At 66.6% G+C, this 14,942-nt stretch carries 17 protein-coding genes and 1 tRNA gene; 2 read left to right on the top strand and 16 right to left on the bottom strand.

The window, feature by feature from the left end; translation table 11 throughout:
* The first annotated feature begins 179 nt into the window (after window positions 1–179).
* Together C1926_RS20925 and C1926_RS20920 are read left to right on the top strand one after the other, a co-directional pair.
* Window positions 180–548 carry a hypothetical protein gene (locus C1926_RS20925; RefSeq protein WP_108760534.1) on the top strand — a complete coding sequence of 123 codons (369 nt, stop codon included), beginning with the start codon at window positions 180–182 and terminating at the stop codon, window positions 546–548.
* A gap of 78 nt (window positions 549–626) precedes the next feature.
* Window positions 627–944 carry a hypothetical protein gene (locus C1926_RS20920; protein WP_108760533.1) on the top strand — a complete coding sequence of 106 codons (318 nt, stop codon included), beginning with the start codon at window positions 627–629 and terminating at the stop codon, window positions 942–944.
* A gap of 115 nt (window positions 945–1,059) precedes the next feature.
* On the opposite strand, the gene C1926_RS20915 is transcribed toward C1926_RS20920, so the two are convergent.
* The 16 genes from C1926_RS20915 to C1926_RS20840 all read right to left on the bottom strand — a co-directional run bounded on the left by C1926_RS20915 (window position 1,060) and on the right by C1926_RS20840 (window position 14,937).
* Window positions 1,060–1,545 carry a surface-adhesin E family protein gene (locus tag C1926_RS20915; protein ID WP_108760532.1) on the bottom strand — a complete coding sequence of 162 codons (486 nt, stop codon included), beginning with the start codon at window positions 1,543–1,545 and terminating at the stop codon, window positions 1,060–1,062.
* A 389-nt stretch (window positions 1,546–1,934) separates the two neighbouring features.
* Window positions 1,935–2,010 (bottom strand) — tRNA-Lys (locus C1926_RS20910).
* A 391-nt stretch (window positions 2,011–2,401) separates the two neighbouring features.
* Window positions 2,402–3,067 carry a 7-cyano-7-deazaguanine synthase QueC gene (queC, locus tag C1926_RS20905; RefSeq protein ID WP_108760531.1) on the bottom strand — a complete coding sequence of 222 codons (666 nt, stop codon included), beginning with the start codon at window positions 3,065–3,067 and terminating at the stop codon, window positions 2,402–2,404.
* A 78-nt stretch (window positions 3,068–3,145) separates the two neighbouring features.
* Window positions 3,146–3,847 (bottom strand): 7-carboxy-7-deazaguanine synthase QueE, encoded by a 702-nt coding sequence (gene queE, locus C1926_RS20900; RefSeq protein ID WP_108760530.1) that lies wholly within the window; start codon window positions 3,845–3,847, stop codon window positions 3,146–3,148.
* Between the two features lie 111 nt (window positions 3,848–3,958).
* Window positions 3,959–4,777 carry a tol-pal system protein YbgF gene (gene ybgF, locus C1926_RS20895; RefSeq protein ID WP_108760529.1) on the bottom strand — a complete coding sequence of 273 codons (819 nt, stop codon included), beginning with the start codon at window positions 4,775–4,777 and terminating at the stop codon, window positions 3,959–3,961.
* Window positions 4,778–4,780: 3 nt separating this feature from the next.
* A complete protein-coding gene (gene pal, locus C1926_RS20890) occupies window positions 4,781–5,299 on the bottom strand; it encodes a peptidoglycan-associated lipoprotein Pal (protein WP_108760528.1) in 519 nt (172 codons plus the stop codon).
* A gap of 63 nt (window positions 5,300–5,362) precedes the next feature.
* Window positions 5,363–6,682: a Tol-Pal system beta propeller repeat protein TolB gene (gene tolB, locus C1926_RS20885; protein ID WP_079222893.1), complete on the bottom strand. Its 1,320-nt coding sequence runs from the start codon at window positions 6,680–6,682 to the stop codon at window positions 5,363–5,365.
* 180 nt (window positions 6,683–6,862) lie between these two features.
* Window positions 6,863–7,924 carry a cell envelope integrity protein TolA gene (gene tolA, locus C1926_RS20880; RefSeq protein WP_108760527.1) on the bottom strand — a complete coding sequence of 354 codons (1,062 nt, stop codon included), beginning with the start codon at window positions 7,922–7,924 and terminating at the stop codon, window positions 6,863–6,865.
* On the bottom strand, window positions 7,914–8,342 hold the full coding sequence (gene tolR / locus C1926_RS20875) for a protein TolR (RefSeq protein ID WP_079222895.1): 429 nt from the start codon (window positions 8,340–8,342) through the stop codon (window positions 7,914–7,916). Before tolR ends, tolA begins: the two co-directional genes overlap by 11 nt.
* 24 nt (window positions 8,343–8,366) lie before the next feature.
* Window positions 8,367–9,146 carry a protein TolQ gene (gene tolQ, locus C1926_RS20870; protein WP_108760526.1) on the bottom strand — a complete coding sequence of 260 codons (780 nt, stop codon included), beginning with the start codon at window positions 9,144–9,146 and terminating at the stop codon, window positions 8,367–8,369.
* Between the two features lie 10 nt (window positions 9,147–9,156).
* On the bottom strand, window positions 9,157–9,588 hold the full coding sequence (gene ybgC / locus C1926_RS20865) for a tol-pal system-associated acyl-CoA thioesterase (protein WP_079222897.1): 432 nt from the start codon (window positions 9,586–9,588) through the stop codon (window positions 9,157–9,159).
* On the bottom strand, window positions 9,578–10,618 hold the full coding sequence (gene ruvB / locus C1926_RS20860; RefSeq protein WP_108760525.1) for a Holliday junction branch migration DNA helicase RuvB: 1,041 nt from the start codon (window positions 10,616–10,618) through the stop codon (window positions 9,578–9,580). Before ruvB ends, ybgC begins: the two co-directional genes overlap by 11 nt.
* Before the next feature lie 384 nt (window positions 10,619–11,002).
* Window positions 11,003–12,853 carry a potassium transporter Kup gene (locus C1926_RS20855; protein ID WP_174208693.1) on the bottom strand — a complete coding sequence of 617 codons (1,851 nt, stop codon included), beginning with the start codon at window positions 12,851–12,853 and terminating at the stop codon, window positions 11,003–11,005.
* 118 nt (window positions 12,854–12,971) lie between these two features.
* Window positions 12,972–13,565, bottom strand: coding sequence for a Holliday junction branch migration protein RuvA (ruvA, locus tag C1926_RS20850; RefSeq protein WP_006386266.1), 594 nt, complete (start codon window positions 13,563–13,565; stop codon window positions 12,972–12,974).
* Window positions 13,566–13,578: 13 nt separating this feature from the next.
* Complete coding sequence (gene ruvC / locus C1926_RS20845; RefSeq protein WP_079222900.1) at window positions 13,579–14,100, bottom strand: crossover junction endodeoxyribonuclease RuvC; 522 nt, start codon at window positions 14,098–14,100, stop codon at window positions 13,579–13,581.
* 105 nt (window positions 14,101–14,205) lie between these two features.
* Window positions 14,206–14,937 (bottom strand): YebC/PmpR family DNA-binding transcriptional regulator, encoded by a 732-nt coding sequence (locus tag C1926_RS20840; RefSeq protein WP_108760524.1) that lies wholly within the window; start codon window positions 14,935–14,937, stop codon window positions 14,206–14,208.
* Window positions 14,938–14,942 lie beyond the last annotated feature (5 nt).

Below are 14,942 nucleotides of genomic sequence, written 5' to 3'. Positions count from 1 at the left end.
GTCGGCACTGTCTCCGGACCGTGCCGGCGGGTGATCCGTCGGCCTTTATGGCGGGCGGTGCGTGGGGGTCTTCGGACCCGCCGGTTAATTGCTTGATGTCTTCCGGGCTTGCAGCCACGTACCGTCCGCCACCCGCATCCGCGCGGTGGCGTTTCCGCCCTAGTGCCGAGGAAAACGAGATGAACCCGCGTCCGCCCCAAGCGTCCCGCTCCATCCACACCGTCGTCAACCAGGCCGCCAACGACGGCAACCCCGCGCCCGATCTGAGCACTTTCTGGGGATGCCTCAAACGCATCCGCGATGGAGACGCCGCCGACGGCCTGTGCTGGCCGGAACCCAAGCTGCTGCCGGGACGCGCGCAGGACCTCGCGCGTGTCGAGCGCGCCGCCGTCGGCATGCTCACCGTGGCGGAAATGCTGCACGCCGCCGAACGTTGCCGCGTGCTGGCAACGCCCGATCAGCACCTGGATGAAGGCGTGGTGGACGGCATGTCGCTGGCCTGGCGCGGCCTGGCCGAACTGGTGTGCCGGGATATCCGGCCGCAGTAGCTGCATCGCCATCGCACGCCGGCCCCTGCGCGGGCCGGACCGATGTACAGTCAAGTCGTCAATTACAAGGAGGTTCGCATGTTGAATGCACTGATCATCGCCGCACTGGCCGCAGGCCCCGCCTCATCCTCGCCGTACGCCGATTGCGTGCTGGCCAACATCCAGCCCGGCCTGAGTGACCGTGCCGTGCTGTTGGTGCAGCATGCGTGTGCCGCGAAGTACCCAGCCAGTTACGCCGACGCGATTGAGCTTGAGCGCCGACACAGTTCCCAGCGACAGGCACAGTTCGATGCGGATCATGCTGCAGCGGTGCGGTCTGCCAATGCGGCGGCTACTGCCGCGCAGGCGGCGGCAGATCGCAGTGCGGCGCAAACCAAGGGTGCCGACCCGAAGTAGGCCACGTTGCATCGGTGGTCAATCAGGCCGGATGGGTCCGCGCTGACGCACGGACCACATCATCAAGCGGTATTGCGCAGCCGATTGCCGCGCAACGCTGAAGCCTGGCGCGGGCTCAACCCGCCGAGCAGGCGACGTCCATCACCGCAGCATTCAATGTGCCCGCATGCACCGGCACAGGATCGAGCGGCCTGGGTTCGCCCCCGAGGTACTCGTTGTCTGCGCTGAGTTCAATACTGGAGAGGTGCGCCACGGTGTGCTTCTTGCAGTCATAGCGTGATCGGACGTCCATGTATCGGGTCCGGGGGTGAACCTTGAGATCGTCGGGTACGGTATCAAGCACTTGGCGGATCGACATCGTGACGGTGTCACCCTCACGTCGCAGCTTCTGCTGCCTGTCGATATAGGTCTTGGATGACGCACTGCTGCCCAGGTAGTACCAGCGTTCTGGTGATTTGACCCCGTCTGCTCTTGCTGATGCCGCCGTCGCCGCATTCCCCTGCGTTGCGCCCGCTTTCTCGGCGGCCTGGACCGACGTAATCCCCAGGGCCACAGTGGCAACAAGAATGGCGCCAACGCGCTTCAATTCAACAAACGTCATGTAATTACTGCTCCTTGCTACGACATGGGGGGCGCAAGTATGCCGTTCGACCAGGCCGCGATGTCCACTCTTGCCTGAATAGCCTGCCTTTAGACTTCGGGACGCGGATTGATCAATCTGCGCAGAGGCAGGTCAGCACCCGCATGACATCCGGGCTACGCTTCTTTGCGCCGCTCGACGGATGTGATTCAGAGCGCGACCAACAGACATCCTCACGAGGCTCTCTCCGTGCTCAATCGCGCCGGCCTGCTCGGCACCTTGTTGCTGGCTGCCGGGTCATCCTTGGCCAAGCCCAGCATTGAGCGTGTGGCATGAGCAGCCGGGCGACCCAGAAGGGCGTTTGCGGAGCAAAAAAAAGACGCCCAAGGGCGTCTTCTCTTTGAATGCATTGGTGGGCCGTGATGGATTCGAACCATCGACCAAAAGATTAAAAGTCTTCTGCTCTACCGACTGAGCTAACGGCCCGTGCATGCCCTGCCTTTCGGCGGGGTCGGCATTTTAACCTACTTTGATGGCTGGGTGGGAAGGCAAAAGCGTGCGAACCAACGGTTCGCACCTACCACAGCAGCCCGGTAGCGCCGGGCCATGCCCGGCGGAGGGCGTGCGAACCAACGGTTCGCACCTACCACAGCAGCCCGGTAGCGCCGGGCCATGCCCGGCGGAGGGCGTGCGAACCAACGGTTCGCACCCACCACAGCACACCGGTAGCGCCGGGCCATGCCCGGCGGAGGGCGTGCGAACCAACGGTTCGCACCCACCACAGCACACCGGTAGCGCCGGGCCATGCCCGGCGGAGGGCGTGCGAACCAACGGTTCGCACCCACCGGGGGAGCAGTTCGCACCCACTGGGGGGCGGTTACGCGTACAGCGTCGGGTCGGCTACGCCGGCATCCGTGAAGCCCTGCGCGCGCAGGCGGCAGGCATCGCAGTGGCCGCAGGCGGCGCCATTGGCGTCGGCGTTGTAGCAGGACACGGTCAGACCGAAATCCACGCCCAGGCGCACGCCTTCGCTGACGATCTGCGCCTTGCTGAGGAACTGCAGCGGCGCGTGCACGGTGATGCCCGCCCCTTCCACGCCCGACTTGGTGGCCAGGTTGGCCAGCGCCTGGAAGGCGGCGATGAACTCGGGGCGGCAGTCCGGGTAGCCCGAATAGTCCACGGCGTTGACGCCGCAGAAGATGTCGTTGGCACCCAGCACTTCGGCCCAGCCCAGGGCCAGCGACAGCATGATGGTGTTGCGGGCCGGCACGTAGGTGACCGGGATGCCCTCGCCGCCCGCTTCGGGCACGTCGATGTCATCGGTCAGGGCCGAGCCGCCGATGCTGCGCAGGTCCACGTCCACGGTCTTGTGGGCAATGACGCCCTGGGCCTTGGCCACGCGCACGGCGGCGTCCAGCTCGGAGGTGTGGCGCTGGCCATAGCGCACGCTCAGGGCATGCACGGCAAAGCCCTGTTCCTGGGCCATGGCGATGACGGCGGCTGAATCCATGCCGCCGGAGAGAAGCACGACTGCCTTCTTCATGGGTAAAACATCCGGTTGGGAGGGGAAAGCCAGCACGCTGTCCCGCGCCGGAACTACATCAGGGCACCACGTCCGGGCTCATCGGCCCGGCTCGTCGTTCCACAGAATCTTGTGCAGCTGCATCTGGAAGCGCACCGGCAGCCGGTCTTCGACGATCCAGTCGGCCAGCTGGCGCGCGGTGATCTCGCCCTTGCTGGGCGAGAAGAACACGGTGCAGCGCTTCACCAGGTCGTGCTCGGCCAGCATGCCCTTGGCCCAGTCGTAATCCTCGCGGCTGCAGATGACAAACTTGATCTGGTCGCGGGCGGTCAGCAGGGGCAGGTTTTCCAGGCGGTTGCGCGCGGCTTCGGCCGACCCCGGGGTCTTGATGTCGACCACGCGCGACACGCGCGGGTCGACCGCGCTGACGTCCAGCGCGCCGGAAGTTTCCAGCGAGACGTCCATGCCGGCATCGCACAGCTTCTGCAGCAGCACCAGGCAGCGCTTCTGCGCCAGCGGCTCGCCGCCGGTCACGCAGACATGGCGCACGCCCTGGGCCAGCACCTCGGCCACGATGTCGTCGATATCCCACCAGGTGCCGCCGTGGAAGGCGTAGGCCGTGTCGCAGTAGTTGCAGCGCAGCGGGCAGCCGGTCAGGCGCACGAACACGGTCGGCCAGCCGGCAGTGTCGGCCTCGCCCTGCAGCGAGGTGAAGATCTCGGTGATCTTCAGCCGGGGCAGCGGCGACTGCACGATCTCGCTGGGGGTAGCGACGGCGGCGGACGGGGAAACGGCGGTCATGGCGGGCACTTCTTCATGGGGCGGGCGGCCGGATCAGCAGGCGCCGGAAACGAAAGCAGCCGAGCATGGGCTCGGCTCTACAGGTTACGCATTGTACGCCCGGCAGGCGGATCAGCGGATCTGCTTGCCCAGGCGGATGGACTGCAGGCGGTCCTGCGCGGTGCGCGCGGCGTCCGAGCCCGGGTACTGCGCCACGACGGTTTCCAGGGTCTGCTGGGCCTGGTCGACCTTGCCTTCGCCATACAGCGAGAGGCCAACCTTGAGCAGGCCACCGGGGGCCTTGTCGTGGGTGGGATAACGCGAGAGCAGTTCGCGGAACTGGGTCTCGGCCATCGGGAAATTGCGGGTGGCGTAGTAGCTCTCACCCAGCCAGTACAGCGCGTTGGGGGTGTAGACGCCGTTCGGGTACAGCTCCAGGAAGCTCAGGAACAGCTGCGCCGAATCATCGTACTTGCCGGCCTTCAGCGCATCGAAGGCGACGTTGTACGAGGTGCGTTCGTCACCGGTGGCCGCCAGGCTGCCCGGGTCGCCATGCACCGAAGGCGGCCGCTCGGAAGTGGCCGCTGCAGTGGGCTGCGCCGGGGCCGCGGGGGCCTTCGACGAGGTTGCCGGAACGGGCGGCAGGGCGGGCGCTGCATTGCCCCCTTCCAACCGGTTCAGGCGGCCGTCCAGATCCAGGTACTGGTCCTGGGAGGACTGCTTGAGCTGGGCGTTTTCATGCTGGATCTGCTCGAGGGTCGACTGCAGGCTGGTGACCTGCTGGCGCAGCTGGTTGATCTGGTTCAACAGGTCCTGGTTGGCACTGTTGTTGTACATCTGCTGCTCGAGGGAACCGACACGGTCGGCCAGGCTCTGCCGCTGTGCGTGCGCCGGTGCGGCAGCCACGAGGGCTGCCGCAACGACCAGCATCAGTTTGATGCCAATGCGCATGGATTACTGCGCGGTGTAGACGATTTCGACGCGACGGTTCTGCGACCAGCAGGACTCGTTCGACTCGGTGCAGACCGGACGCTCTTCACCGTAGGACACGACGGTCAGCTGCGAAGCCGAGCCACCGTTGGCCTGCAGGGCCGAGTTGACGCCGTTGCCACGACGCTCGCCCAGGGCCTGGTTGTACGCGCGCGAACCGCGCTCGTCGGTGTGGCCCTGCAGGGTGATGCGCGAGGACGGACGGTCACGCAGGTACTTGGCGTGGCAAGCCATGATCGCCTGGAATTCCGGCTTCACGTCTTCCTTGTCCAGGTCGAAGTAGACAACGCGCTGGCGCAGGCAGGCGTCGGTGTCCAGGTCGCCCGGGCCGTACAGGCCGGAGGTGGCCGGGCCGGTCGGAGCGGTGGTCGAGGTGCCGGTGTCAACCGGGGCTGCCGGCTCTTCCTTCACCTTCTTGGAGCAACCGGCCAGGACGGCCACAGACAGCAGGGAAACAAGCAGTACGCGGGTGGACTTGTTCATGGCAATACCTTTGTGGCTCCTAGGCCGATGAGGGGTCAATACAGCGAAAATATTAACACTCTTTTAGCGCTGGGTACGGTATGGCGACCAAGCCGGTTCGCGCACATCACCATCGGCCAGCACCAGGCGCTGGCGGACACGCCCATCCGCCGAGACGGCATACAGCACGCCACGGCCACCTTCGCGCGCGGCGTACAGCACCATGCTCGCGTTCGGGGCGAAACTCGGCGACTCGTCCAGCGAGCCCACCGACAGGGTGTTCCAGCGCGCGGAGCCCAGCGAGCTGTCCATCACCGCGATCTTGTAGCTGTTGCCCGAGCCCTGTGCCACGGCGATCTTCTTGCCGTCGTAGGACACCGAGGGCTTGGCGTTGTAGTTGCCCTGGAAGGTCACGCGCTCGGCACTGCCGCCGCCGGCGCCCACCTTGTAGACCTGCGGACGGCCGCCGCGGTCGGAGGTGAAGTACACCGCGCTGCCGTCCGGGGCCCAGGTCGGCTCGGTATCGATGGCGAAGTGGTTGGTCAGCTGGGTCAGCTGCTTGCTGCCCAGGTCCATCACGTAGATTTCCGGGTTGCCCGAACGCGACAGGGTCAGGGCCAGCTTGCGGCCGTCCGGCGAGAAGGCCGGGGCGCTGTTGATGCCGCGGAAGCTGGTGACCAGCTCACGGGCGCCGGTGGAGATGTTCTGGATGTAGATGGCCGAGTTGCCACGCTCGAAGCTGACGTAGGCCAGCTTGCCGCCATCCGGGCTCCACGACGGCGACAGCAGCGGCTCGGCCGAGCGGACGATGGTCTGCGGGTTGTAGCCATCCGAATCGGCGACCATCAGCGCGTAGCGCATGGCATCGCCCTTGCCGCTGGCGGTGACGTAGGCGATGCGGGTCCAGAAGGCACCGCGCACGCCGGTGATCTTCTCGTAGATGGCATCGGCCATCTGGTGGGCCACATCACGCATGGCGTTGCCGCGCGCGGTCATGGCCAGGCCGAGCAGGCGCTCGCCCTTGGGCACGTCGAACAGTTCGTACTCGACGCGGTAGGCGCCGGCACCGGCGTCCATGACACGGCCGACCACGATGTAGTTCTGCTTCAGCGCGCGCCAGGTCGGGAACTGGATCTCGCCGCCACGGGTCGGCTTTTCCACGATCTGTGCTTCGGGCAGCGTGCGGAACTGGCCCGAACGCTCCAGGTCGGCGCGGACGACACCGGCCACATCGGTCTGCGGGGCGCCGGCCGAACCCTGGTAGGGCATGGGCACGACAGTGATCGGCAGTGCGGAGGCATTGCCGCCGATGATGTCGATATCCAGCCCCTTCTGCTGCGCGAAGGCAGCGAAAGGCAGCAAGAGGGCCGCAAACACGGCAAGCCAGCGAGGCATCTTCTTCATGGAGCGCTCAATAAAGGGGAAACCGGACAGATGGATAACAAAACGGGGGTGAACCGCTTCGCAATCATGAACCAAGGGTACGTGAATTCCGGGTCAGTACACGCCCCGCCTCTCACACCCCGTTAACTTCATGGCGAACGTCAGCCGGGCAGCCCCACCGGAGCCACCCGGATACCGGCCTCAGCGATCCTGGGCGGTAAAGGTGAAGTTGATGGTGCGGGCGAAGACCGACTCGAAGCCACGGTACGGCAGCGGCTGGGCGTTCAGCACGGCCGCTTCGATCGAGCGCTTGCCAGCCTCGTCGTAGGGGCAGCTACCGCTGACCGTCGCGCTGCGCACCGTGCCACCGGGCAGCTGGTTGATGGTGATCTGGCACTTCTGGCCCAGCGGCACGCTGTCCGGACGGCTCCACGATGCCAGCACCTTGGCCTGGATGGCGGCAGCGTACTTGGCCGAAAGATCGTCACTGGTGCCGCCACCACCGGCGGCCGGCTGCGCCGCACTGGTGCTGCCGGCCGGGGCCGCGCCTGCGGCGTTGCGGGCGGCGGCCACCTGGCGCAGCTTCTGCTCGGCCAGCTTGGCTTCCTTTTCAGCCTGCTCGCGCTTGGCGCGGATGTCGGCGATCTTCTTCTGCCGCTCGGCCTCGGCCTTGTCGGCCGCCACCTTCTGCTGGTCGGCGATCTTCTTCTTGGCGTCTTCTTCCTGCTGCTTGGCCAGGCGTGCCTTCTGCTCGGCTTCTTCCTGGCGCTTGCGTTCGGTCAGGTCGATCTGTTCCTGGCGGCGCTTGGCCTCCTGCTCCTGCTTGGCCTTCTCCTGCGAGATGGCCAGGGCATTGGCGGCGTCCTGGTCCTTGGTGTCCGGCTGGGCCACGCGCTCCTGCGCCTGTTGCTGCTGCGGCGTGGGCGCGTCCTGCGGGCGCGGCGCCTCGATCGGCTGCGGCGGCGGGATGGTGTCTTCGGGCACGGCGACCGGTACCGGCTCGGGCACCGGCTGCGGCAGGTCTTCCAGCTTTTCCGACTGGCGCAGGGCCTGGCGCGCGGCGGCGGCCTCGGCGGAGGACAGCGCCAGGCTGGCCTCGACCGACGGATCGCCGGCGGCGGCTTCGGTGTTGCGTTCCGGCGACCACAGCCAGGCCACGATGAAGACCAGCGCGACCAGCAGGTGCACCAGCACGGCCAGGCCCAGGGGCAGGCCCCAGCCCGGTTCCTGCTTGTGCGGCGGTGGCAGGGTGTCAGCGTGCATCGGTGGCCAGGCCTACCTTGTCGACTTTGGCGCGCTTGATGACATCCATCGCCGCGATGACCTTTTCATAGGCCACGGCACGGTCGGCGGCGACGATCACGCGCACGCCCTTGTCCTGTGCGGCGATGCCGGCCAGGCGGCCTTCCAGTTCCTCGGCGCTGACCGCGACCGGCTCCTTGGCGTCGGGCAGCTTCAGGCTCAGCTGGCCGTCCTCGCGCACCGACACGATCACCGGGTCCTGCTTGCTTTCCAGCGCCTTGGCGTTGGACTGCGGCAGGTCGACATCGAAGCTCAGGGTAAGCAGCGGCGCGGTGACCATGAAGATGATCAACAGCACCAGCATGACGTCGATGTAGGGAACGACGTTGATTTCCGATTTCAGCTTGCGGCGCTTGCGGCGACCGATGGCAGCGGACATGGCTTGGACTCCCGGGTCAGTCGCTTACTCGTCGCCAGCGCTCTGGCGCTGCAGGATCGAGCTGAACTCTTCGGCGAAGGTCTCGAACCGCACCGACATGCGCTCCACGCGGGTGGTGAAGCGGTTGTAGGCCCACACCGCCGGGATGGCCACGAACAGGCCGATGGCGGTAGCGAACAGCGCTTCGGAAATGCCCGGCGCGACGGCGGCGATACCGGCCTGGGCGCCGCTGCTGATCATGTCGTGCATGGTGACCATGATGCCGAACACGGTGCCGACCAGGCCTACGTACGGGGCGGTGGAGCCGATGTTGGCCAGCAGTTCGAGGTTGCGCTCGAGCTGGTCCACTTCGCGGGTGTAGGTGGTGCGCATGGCGCGCTGGGCACCTTCCAGCTGCGCGCGGCCATCCAGGCGGCGCTTGTCGCGCAGGCGGCTGTATTCGCGGAAGCCGGCTTCGAAGATGGCTTCCAGGCCGCCGACATTGCGGCTGCGGTCGGTGGCCGAGCTGTACAGCTTGCCCAGGTCGGCGCCGGACCAGAAGCGGTTCTCGAACTCGTCCGCTTCACGGGTGGCCTGCTTGAAGACGCGGGCCTTGCGGAAAATGATCACCCAGCTGACGAACGAGCCGACCAGCAGCAGCAGCACGATGAGCTTCACCGGCAGGCTGGCCTTGGCCATCAGTTCGAGGTAGTTGATGCCGCCGCCGGTGGTGGCCTGGGCAAGGGTCTGGGTCGCGGCATTGCTGACATCGGCCGGCAGTGCCTCGGTGACCGTGGCCTGCAGGGCCAGGAGCGTTGCGATCATCCGTTGTTCCTCAAAGTTCGGATTCGGGGTGGAGGTAGGGTTGCAGCGCGGCAAGGACGGGTTCGTCCATGCCACGCGGGCGGAAACTGGCCGCGTCCAGTGCGGCGATGCGGACCTGGGCCGACAGCAGCAGTTCGCCGTCGCGCTCGACCCGCTGGTCGAAGACCATGCTGGCCTTCTTCAGCTGGACCAGGGTGGCGCTCACCTGCAGGGCGTCATCCAGCCGGGCCGGCTTGATGAAGTCCATCTGCATCGAACGCACCGCGAACACCATGCCGTGCTCGCTGCGCATGCGCTCCTGGCCGTAGCCCAGCGCGCGCATCCATTCGGTCCGGGCCCGTTCCATGAAGGCCACGTAGCGGGCGTGGTAGACCACCCCGCCAGCGTCCGTATCTTCCCAGTAAATGCGTGTCGGCCAACTGAATCGGGGCTCAACCGACATCGGGAACCTCCGCAAACAGGTCCTGCGGCGGGTTCTTGGGCTTCAGGCCCATGTGCCGGTAGGCCTTGTGGGTGGCCATGCGGCCACGCGCGGTGCGCACCAGGAAGCCCTGCTGGATCAGGTAGGGTTCAACCACGTCTTCCAGCGTGCCGCGCTCCTCGGACAGGGCCGCAGCGAGCGATTCGATGCCCACCGGGCCACCGTCGAAGTAGTCGACCATGGTCTTCAGCAGGCGCCGGTCAAGCTCGTCGAAGCCTTCCGGGTCGACCTTGAGCATCTTCATGGCGGCCTGGGCGACGGCTTCGTCGATATGGCCGCCGGCCTTGACCTGGGCGTAATCGCGCACGCGGCGCAGCAGGCGGTTGGCGATACGCGGGGTACCACGCGCGCGGCGGGCGATCTCCCCCGCCCCGTCGGCGGTGCAGTCGATGGCCAGGATGGCCGCCGAACGGCGCACGATGCGGGTCAGTTCCTCGACGCTGTAGAACTCCAGGCGCTGGACGATGCCGAAGCGGTCGCGCAGTGGCGCGGTCAACAGGCCGGCGCGGGTGGTGGCGCCGATCAGGGTGAACGGCGGCAGGTCGATCTTGATCGAGCGGGCCGCGGGGCCCTCGCCGATCATGATGTCGATCTGGAAATCTTCCATCGCCGGGTACAGCACTTCCTCGACGACCGGCGACAGGCGGTGGATTTCGTCGATGAAGAGCACGTCGTGCGGCTGCAGGTTGGTCAGCAGTGCGGCGAGGTCGCCGGCCTTCTCGATCACCGGGCCGGAGGTCACCCGCAGCGCCACGCCCAGTTCGTTGGCGATGACATGGCTGAGGGTGGTCTTGCCCAGGCCGGGCGGGCCGAAGATCAGCACGTGGTCGAGCGCGTCGCCACGCCCCTTGGCGGCCTGGATGTAGATTTCCATCTGCTCGCGCACCGGCGCCTGGCCGAGGTAATCGGCCAGTCGCTTGGGTCGGATGCTGGCGTCGGCGGCGTCATCCTCGCGGGTGGCGCCGGCGCCGATGATGCGATCGTCGGTCATGCCGTGATTATGCGGCAAAAGTGCGGGTTTCGGCCGGGCTGCGCCCGGCACCCGCAGAGGCAACGGCAACATCCAGAGCAACAGCCGAAGCGGGCTTACTGGGGAATGGCGGGGTGGGTCCGGTTGCGGGGGACGCTGCAAGTACGTCCATGTAAGCTCGGTCGCCGCATCCATGCGGCTCACGCCCCCGCAACCGGACCCACCCCGCCTTCGACAGTTTCCTGCGAGCTGTTGGGAACTGCTGCTGATGGTGGGTGCCGACCGTTGGTCGGCACGGGGTCGGATCCGTTTTCCAACGGAAAACGGCTCTGACCCCACTTCCGAACGCGCGAAACATGGGGTCAGAGCCTTTTTCCCGCGGAAAAAGGATCCGACCCCGCGCGGTCAGATCTCCACCTGCGCGCCCAGTTCGACGAGGCGGTTGCCCGGGATGCGGAAGAAGCCGGTGGCCGGGGCGGCATTCCTGTGCATCAGCGCGAACAGCTTGTCGCGCCAGATCGGCATGCCGCGGTTGGCGGTGGCGACGATGGTCTCGCGGCTGGCGAAGAACGTGGTGTCCATCGGGTCGAAGTAGATGCCGCCGTGGTCGCACGAGCGCATCAGCGCCAGCGGCACGTCCGGGGTTTCCATGAAGCCGAAGCGCACATAGACCCGGTAGAACTCGTCGCCCACCGATTCGATCTTCAACCGCTGCCCTTCCATCGCATAGGGGATGGGCAGGGTTTCCACGTGCAGGAACACGTTGCGCTCGTGCAGCACCTTGTTGTGCTTGAGGTTGTGCATCAGCGCATGCGGGGCCACGGTCGGGTCGGCGGTGAGGAACACCGCGGTGCCCGGCACGCGCACCGGCGGCGCCAGCATCAGGCCCGGCAGGAAGGTGTCGATGCGGATGCCGTCCTTGCGGATCTCATCGCGCAGCAGCTCGCGGCCACGGCGCCAGGTGCGCATCATGGTGAACAGGAAGATGCCCAGCACCACCGGGAACCACGCGCCCTGCAGCAGCTTGGCGCCGTTGGCGATGACGAAGCCCAGGTCGATGATGAAGAACACCACGCACAGCGGCAGGATCCAGTTGCGCGCCTTCGGCCACAGCGAGCGGGCCACCAGGGCCAGCAGCAGGGTGTCGATGAGCATGGTGGCCGACACCGAGATGCCATAGGCCACGGCCAGGTTGGACGAGCTGCGGAATGCCAGCACCAGGCCAATGACCATGACGGCGATGCCCCAGTTGATGCCGGGGATGTAGATCTGGCCGATGGTGTCGTGCGAGGTGTGCTTGATGCGCATGCGCGGGATGTAGCCCAGCTGCATGGCCTGGCGGGACACCGAGAATGCGCCGGTGATGACCGACTGCGAGGCGATCACCGCGGCCATGGTGGCCAGGATGATCATCGGGTACAGCGCCCAGTCCGGCACGGCTTCGAAGAACGGGTTCTTCAGCGCCTCGGGGTGGTTGAGCACCAGTGCGCCCTGCCCCAGGTAGTTCAGCACCAGGCACGGCAGCACGAAGAAGTACCAGGCATGGCGGATCGGCTTGGCACCGAAGTGGCCCATGTCGGCGTACAGTGCTTCACCGCCGGTCACCGCCAGCACCACCGCACCGAGGATGAAGATGCCGTGCCAACCATGTTCCATGAAGAAGCGGATGGCCCACCACGGGTTGAAGGCCTTCAGCACTTCCGGCGAATCGACGATGTTGTAGATGCCGATGGCGGCCAGCGAGAGGAACCAGATCGTGGTGATCGGCCCGAACAGCTTGCCGATCCGTTCGGTGCCGAAGCGCTGGACCGCGAACACGGCCATCAGCACGACCACGGTGATGGGCACGATGAAGGCATGCAGGCCCGGGGCGGCCACCTCCAGGCCTTCCACCGCGCCCAGCACGGAAATGGCCGGGGTGATCACGCCGTCGCCGAAGAACAGCGAGGCACCGAAGATGCCGAGGATGCCGACCACGTACGCCGAGCGTGACCCGTTGCGCAGGGTGCGCTGGGTCAGCGCCATCAGCGCCATGATGCCGCCCTCGCCGTCATTGTCGGCGCGCATGATGATGGTCACGTACTTCAGCGTGACCACGATGTTGAGCGCCCAGAACGCCAGTGACAGCACGCCGAGCACGGTGTCGTGGTCGCTGTTGAGCCCGTAGTGCGGCGAGAACGCCTCCTTCAGGGTGTACAGCGGGCTGGTACCGATATCGCCGAAGACCACGCCGATCGCACCGATGATCAGTGCCATTCCCCCAGCCGGGGGGGCGTGACCATGGCCGCCGGGGGCGGCTGCGTGCGGGGTTTGACTGCTGGACATGGCTCTCCTGGCGAAGCTCAGGCGGTTGTGGGGTGGGAGGCGGCGCGCTTCAGCGCAGCGCCGACTGCAGGGCCTTGCGGATGACGGTGGCCACTTCGTCGCCTTCATTGAAGGCTTCGCGGGCCATGCGCGCCGCTTCGGCCGGCTTGTAGCCCAGCTGCTGCAGGGCCACGGTGGCGTCGGACAGCGGATCGGCCGGGGCCGGGCCGCTGCCGGTCGGCAATGCGCCGCCGGCACCGAACTGGGCGGCGCGGTCGCGCAGCTCCAGCACCATGCGCTCGGCGGTCTTCTTGCCGATGCCGGGGATGCGGGTCAGCGCGGTGATGTCACCGGCCTGCACCATGCGCGCGAACTCCTCGACGGTGACGCCGGACAGCACGGCCAGCGCGATCTTCGCGCCGATGCCACTGACCTTCTGCACATCGCGGAACAGGCGGCGCTCACCCTCGCGCAGGAAGCCGTACAGCGAGACGCTGTCTTCCTTCTGCGAGTAATGGGTGTACAGGGTGACCTCGCGGCCGAGTTCGGGCAGGTCGTAGAAGGTGCTCATCGGCGCCTCCAGTTCGTAGCCCACCCCGTTCACATCCACCACCAGCCACGGCGGTGCCTTGTAGGCGACGATGCCGCGCAGTCGACCGATCATTGCGTGCAGCTCCTCATTTGCGGCCCCAGGCCTGGCGGGCACTGAGCCCCAGGCGGTTGGCCGTCGCCCTTACGTGGGCATGGGTGATCGCCACGGCCAACGCGTCGGCCGCGTCGGCCTGTAGCTTGGTTTTCAGGTTGAGCATGAGCCCGACCATGTGTTGAACCTGTTGCTTTTCGGCGCCACCGCGCCCGACCACGGCCAGCTTGATCTCGCTGGCGGCGTATTCGTGCACCGGCAGGTCGCGCAGCACCACCGCCGAGATCGCCGCGCCACGGGCCTGGCCCAGCTTCAGCGCCGAATCGGGGTTGCGGGCCATGAAGACCTTTTCGATGGCCACTTCGTCCGGCTGGTATTCCCGGCACAGGTCGGCCAGGCCCAGCACCAGCAGCTTCATGCGCTGGGGGAAATCGTCGGCGCCCAGCAGCACCAGCGGCTGGTGGTGCACGTGGCTGACCTTGCCGGCGGCGTCGACATCAATGATGCCGACCCCGGTCCGCTGGGAACCGGGGTCGATGCCGAGGATGCGGGTCATGTGGCACTCCTGGCCGGATGGAACGGGAAACGCTGGCAGGGCAATGGGCTCATGACTGTCCGCGGTGACCGTTCAACGGCCCGCGCCCAGGCCGTCAAAGACGGCTCAGGCGTAGGCGTCGGCGCCGAGATCGGCGTTGGAATACACGTCCTGCACGTCGTCCAGGTCTTCCAGCATGTCCAGCAGCTTCTTGACCTGCAGGGCGACATCGCCCTCGACCTTGATGTCGTTGTCCGCGCGGAAGGTGATCTCGGCGTGGTCGGCGACATGGCCGGCCGCAGCCATTGCATCCTTGACCGCGTTGAACGCTTCCGGGCTGGTGACCACGTCGATCGCGCCGTCTTCCGGGTAGACCACGATGTCGTCGGCGCCGGCCTCGATGGCCGCTTCGGTGATCGCTTCTTCATCGGCACCGGCGGCGAAGTGCAGCACGCCCAGGCGCTTGAACATGAAGGCGACCGAGCCTTCGGTGCCCATGTTGCCGCCGCACTTGCTGAACGCGTGGCGGACATCGGCCACGGTGCGCACGCGGTTGTCGGTCAGGCAGTCGACGATGACGGCCACGCCGCCGGGGGCGTAGCCCTCGTAGCGGATTTCCTCGTAATCGACGCCTTCCAGTTCACCGGTGGCCTTCTTGATGGCGCGTTCGATCACGTCCTTGGACATGTTCACGCTCAGGCCCTTGTCCATGGCAACACGCAGACGCGGGTTGTTGTTGGGGTCGCCTCCACCGCCGCGCGCGGCAACGCCGATCTCGCGGATGATCTTGGTGAAAATCTTGCCGCGCTTCGCGTCAGACGCGTTTTTGCGGTTTTCGATCGAGGGACCTCTTCCCATGGGTG

The organism is Stenotrophomonas sp. ZAC14A_NAIMI4_1, assembly GCF_003086915.1.
In the GTDB taxonomy this organism is placed as follows: Bacteria; Pseudomonadota; Gammaproteobacteria; order Xanthomonadales; family Xanthomonadaceae; genus Stenotrophomonas.
Note: the sequence above shows the minus strand (reverse complement) of the source record. Positions and strands in the feature narration are given on the sequence as shown.

Excerpts from the sequence above, each read along its gene's own strand:
- C1926_RS20925 (WP_108760534.1), top strand. The coding sequence starts at position 180 with ATGAACCCGCGTCCGCCCCAAGCGTCCCGCTCCATCCACACCGTCGTC.
- C1926_RS20920 (WP_108760533.1), top strand. The coding sequence starts at position 627 with ATGTTGAATGCACTGATCATCGCCGCACTGGCCGCAGGCCCCGCCTCA.
- C1926_RS20915 (WP_108760532.1), bottom strand. The coding sequence starts at position 1,545 with ATGACGTTTGTTGAATTGAAGCGCGTTGGCGCCATTCTTGTTGCCACT.
- queC (WP_108760531.1), bottom strand. The coding sequence starts at position 3,067 with ATGAAGAAGGCAGTCGTGCTTCTCTCCGGCGGCATGGATTCAGCCGCC.
- queE (WP_108760530.1), bottom strand. The coding sequence starts at position 3,847 with ATGACCGCCGTTTCCCCGTCCGCCGCCGTCGCTACCCCCAGCGAGATC.
- ybgF (WP_108760529.1), bottom strand. The coding sequence starts at position 4,777 with ATGCGCATTGGCATCAAACTGATGCTGGTCGTTGCGGCAGCCCTCGTG.
- pal (WP_108760528.1), bottom strand. The coding sequence starts at position 5,299 with ATGAACAAGTCCACCCGCGTACTGCTTGTTTCCCTGCTGTCTGTGGCC.
- tolB (WP_079222893.1), bottom strand. The coding sequence starts at position 6,682 with ATGAAGAAGATGCCTCGCTGGCTTGCCGTGTTTGCGGCCCTCTTGCTG.
- tolA (WP_108760527.1), bottom strand. The coding sequence starts at position 7,924 with ATGCACGCTGACACCCTGCCACCGCCGCACAAGCAGGAACCGGGCTGG.
- tolR (WP_079222895.1), bottom strand. The coding sequence starts at position 8,342 with ATGTCCGCTGCCATCGGTCGCCGCAAGCGCCGCAAGCTGAAATCGGAA.
- tolQ (WP_108760526.1), bottom strand. The coding sequence starts at position 9,146 with ATGATCGCAACGCTCCTGGCCCTGCAGGCCACGGTCACCGAGGCACTG.
- ybgC (WP_079222897.1), bottom strand. The coding sequence starts at position 9,588 with ATGTCGGTTGAGCCCCGATTCAGTTGGCCGACACGCATTTACTGGGAA.
- ruvB (WP_108760525.1), bottom strand. The coding sequence starts at position 10,618 with ATGACCGACGATCGCATCATCGGCGCCGGCGCCACCCGCGAGGATGAC.
- C1926_RS20855 (WP_174208693.1), bottom strand. The coding sequence starts at position 12,853 with ATGGCACTGATCATCGGTGCGATCGGCGTGGTCTTCGGCGATATCGGT.
- ruvA (WP_006386266.1), bottom strand. The coding sequence starts at position 13,565 with ATGATCGGTCGACTGCGCGGCATCGTCGCCTACAAGGCACCGCCGTGG.
- ruvC (WP_079222900.1), bottom strand. The coding sequence starts at position 14,100 with ATGACCCGCATCCTCGGCATCGACCCCGGTTCCCAGCGGACCGGGGTC.
- C1926_RS20840 (WP_108760524.1), bottom strand. The coding sequence starts at position 14,937 with ATGGGAAGAGGTCCCTCGATCGAAAACCGCAAAAACGCGTCTGACGCG.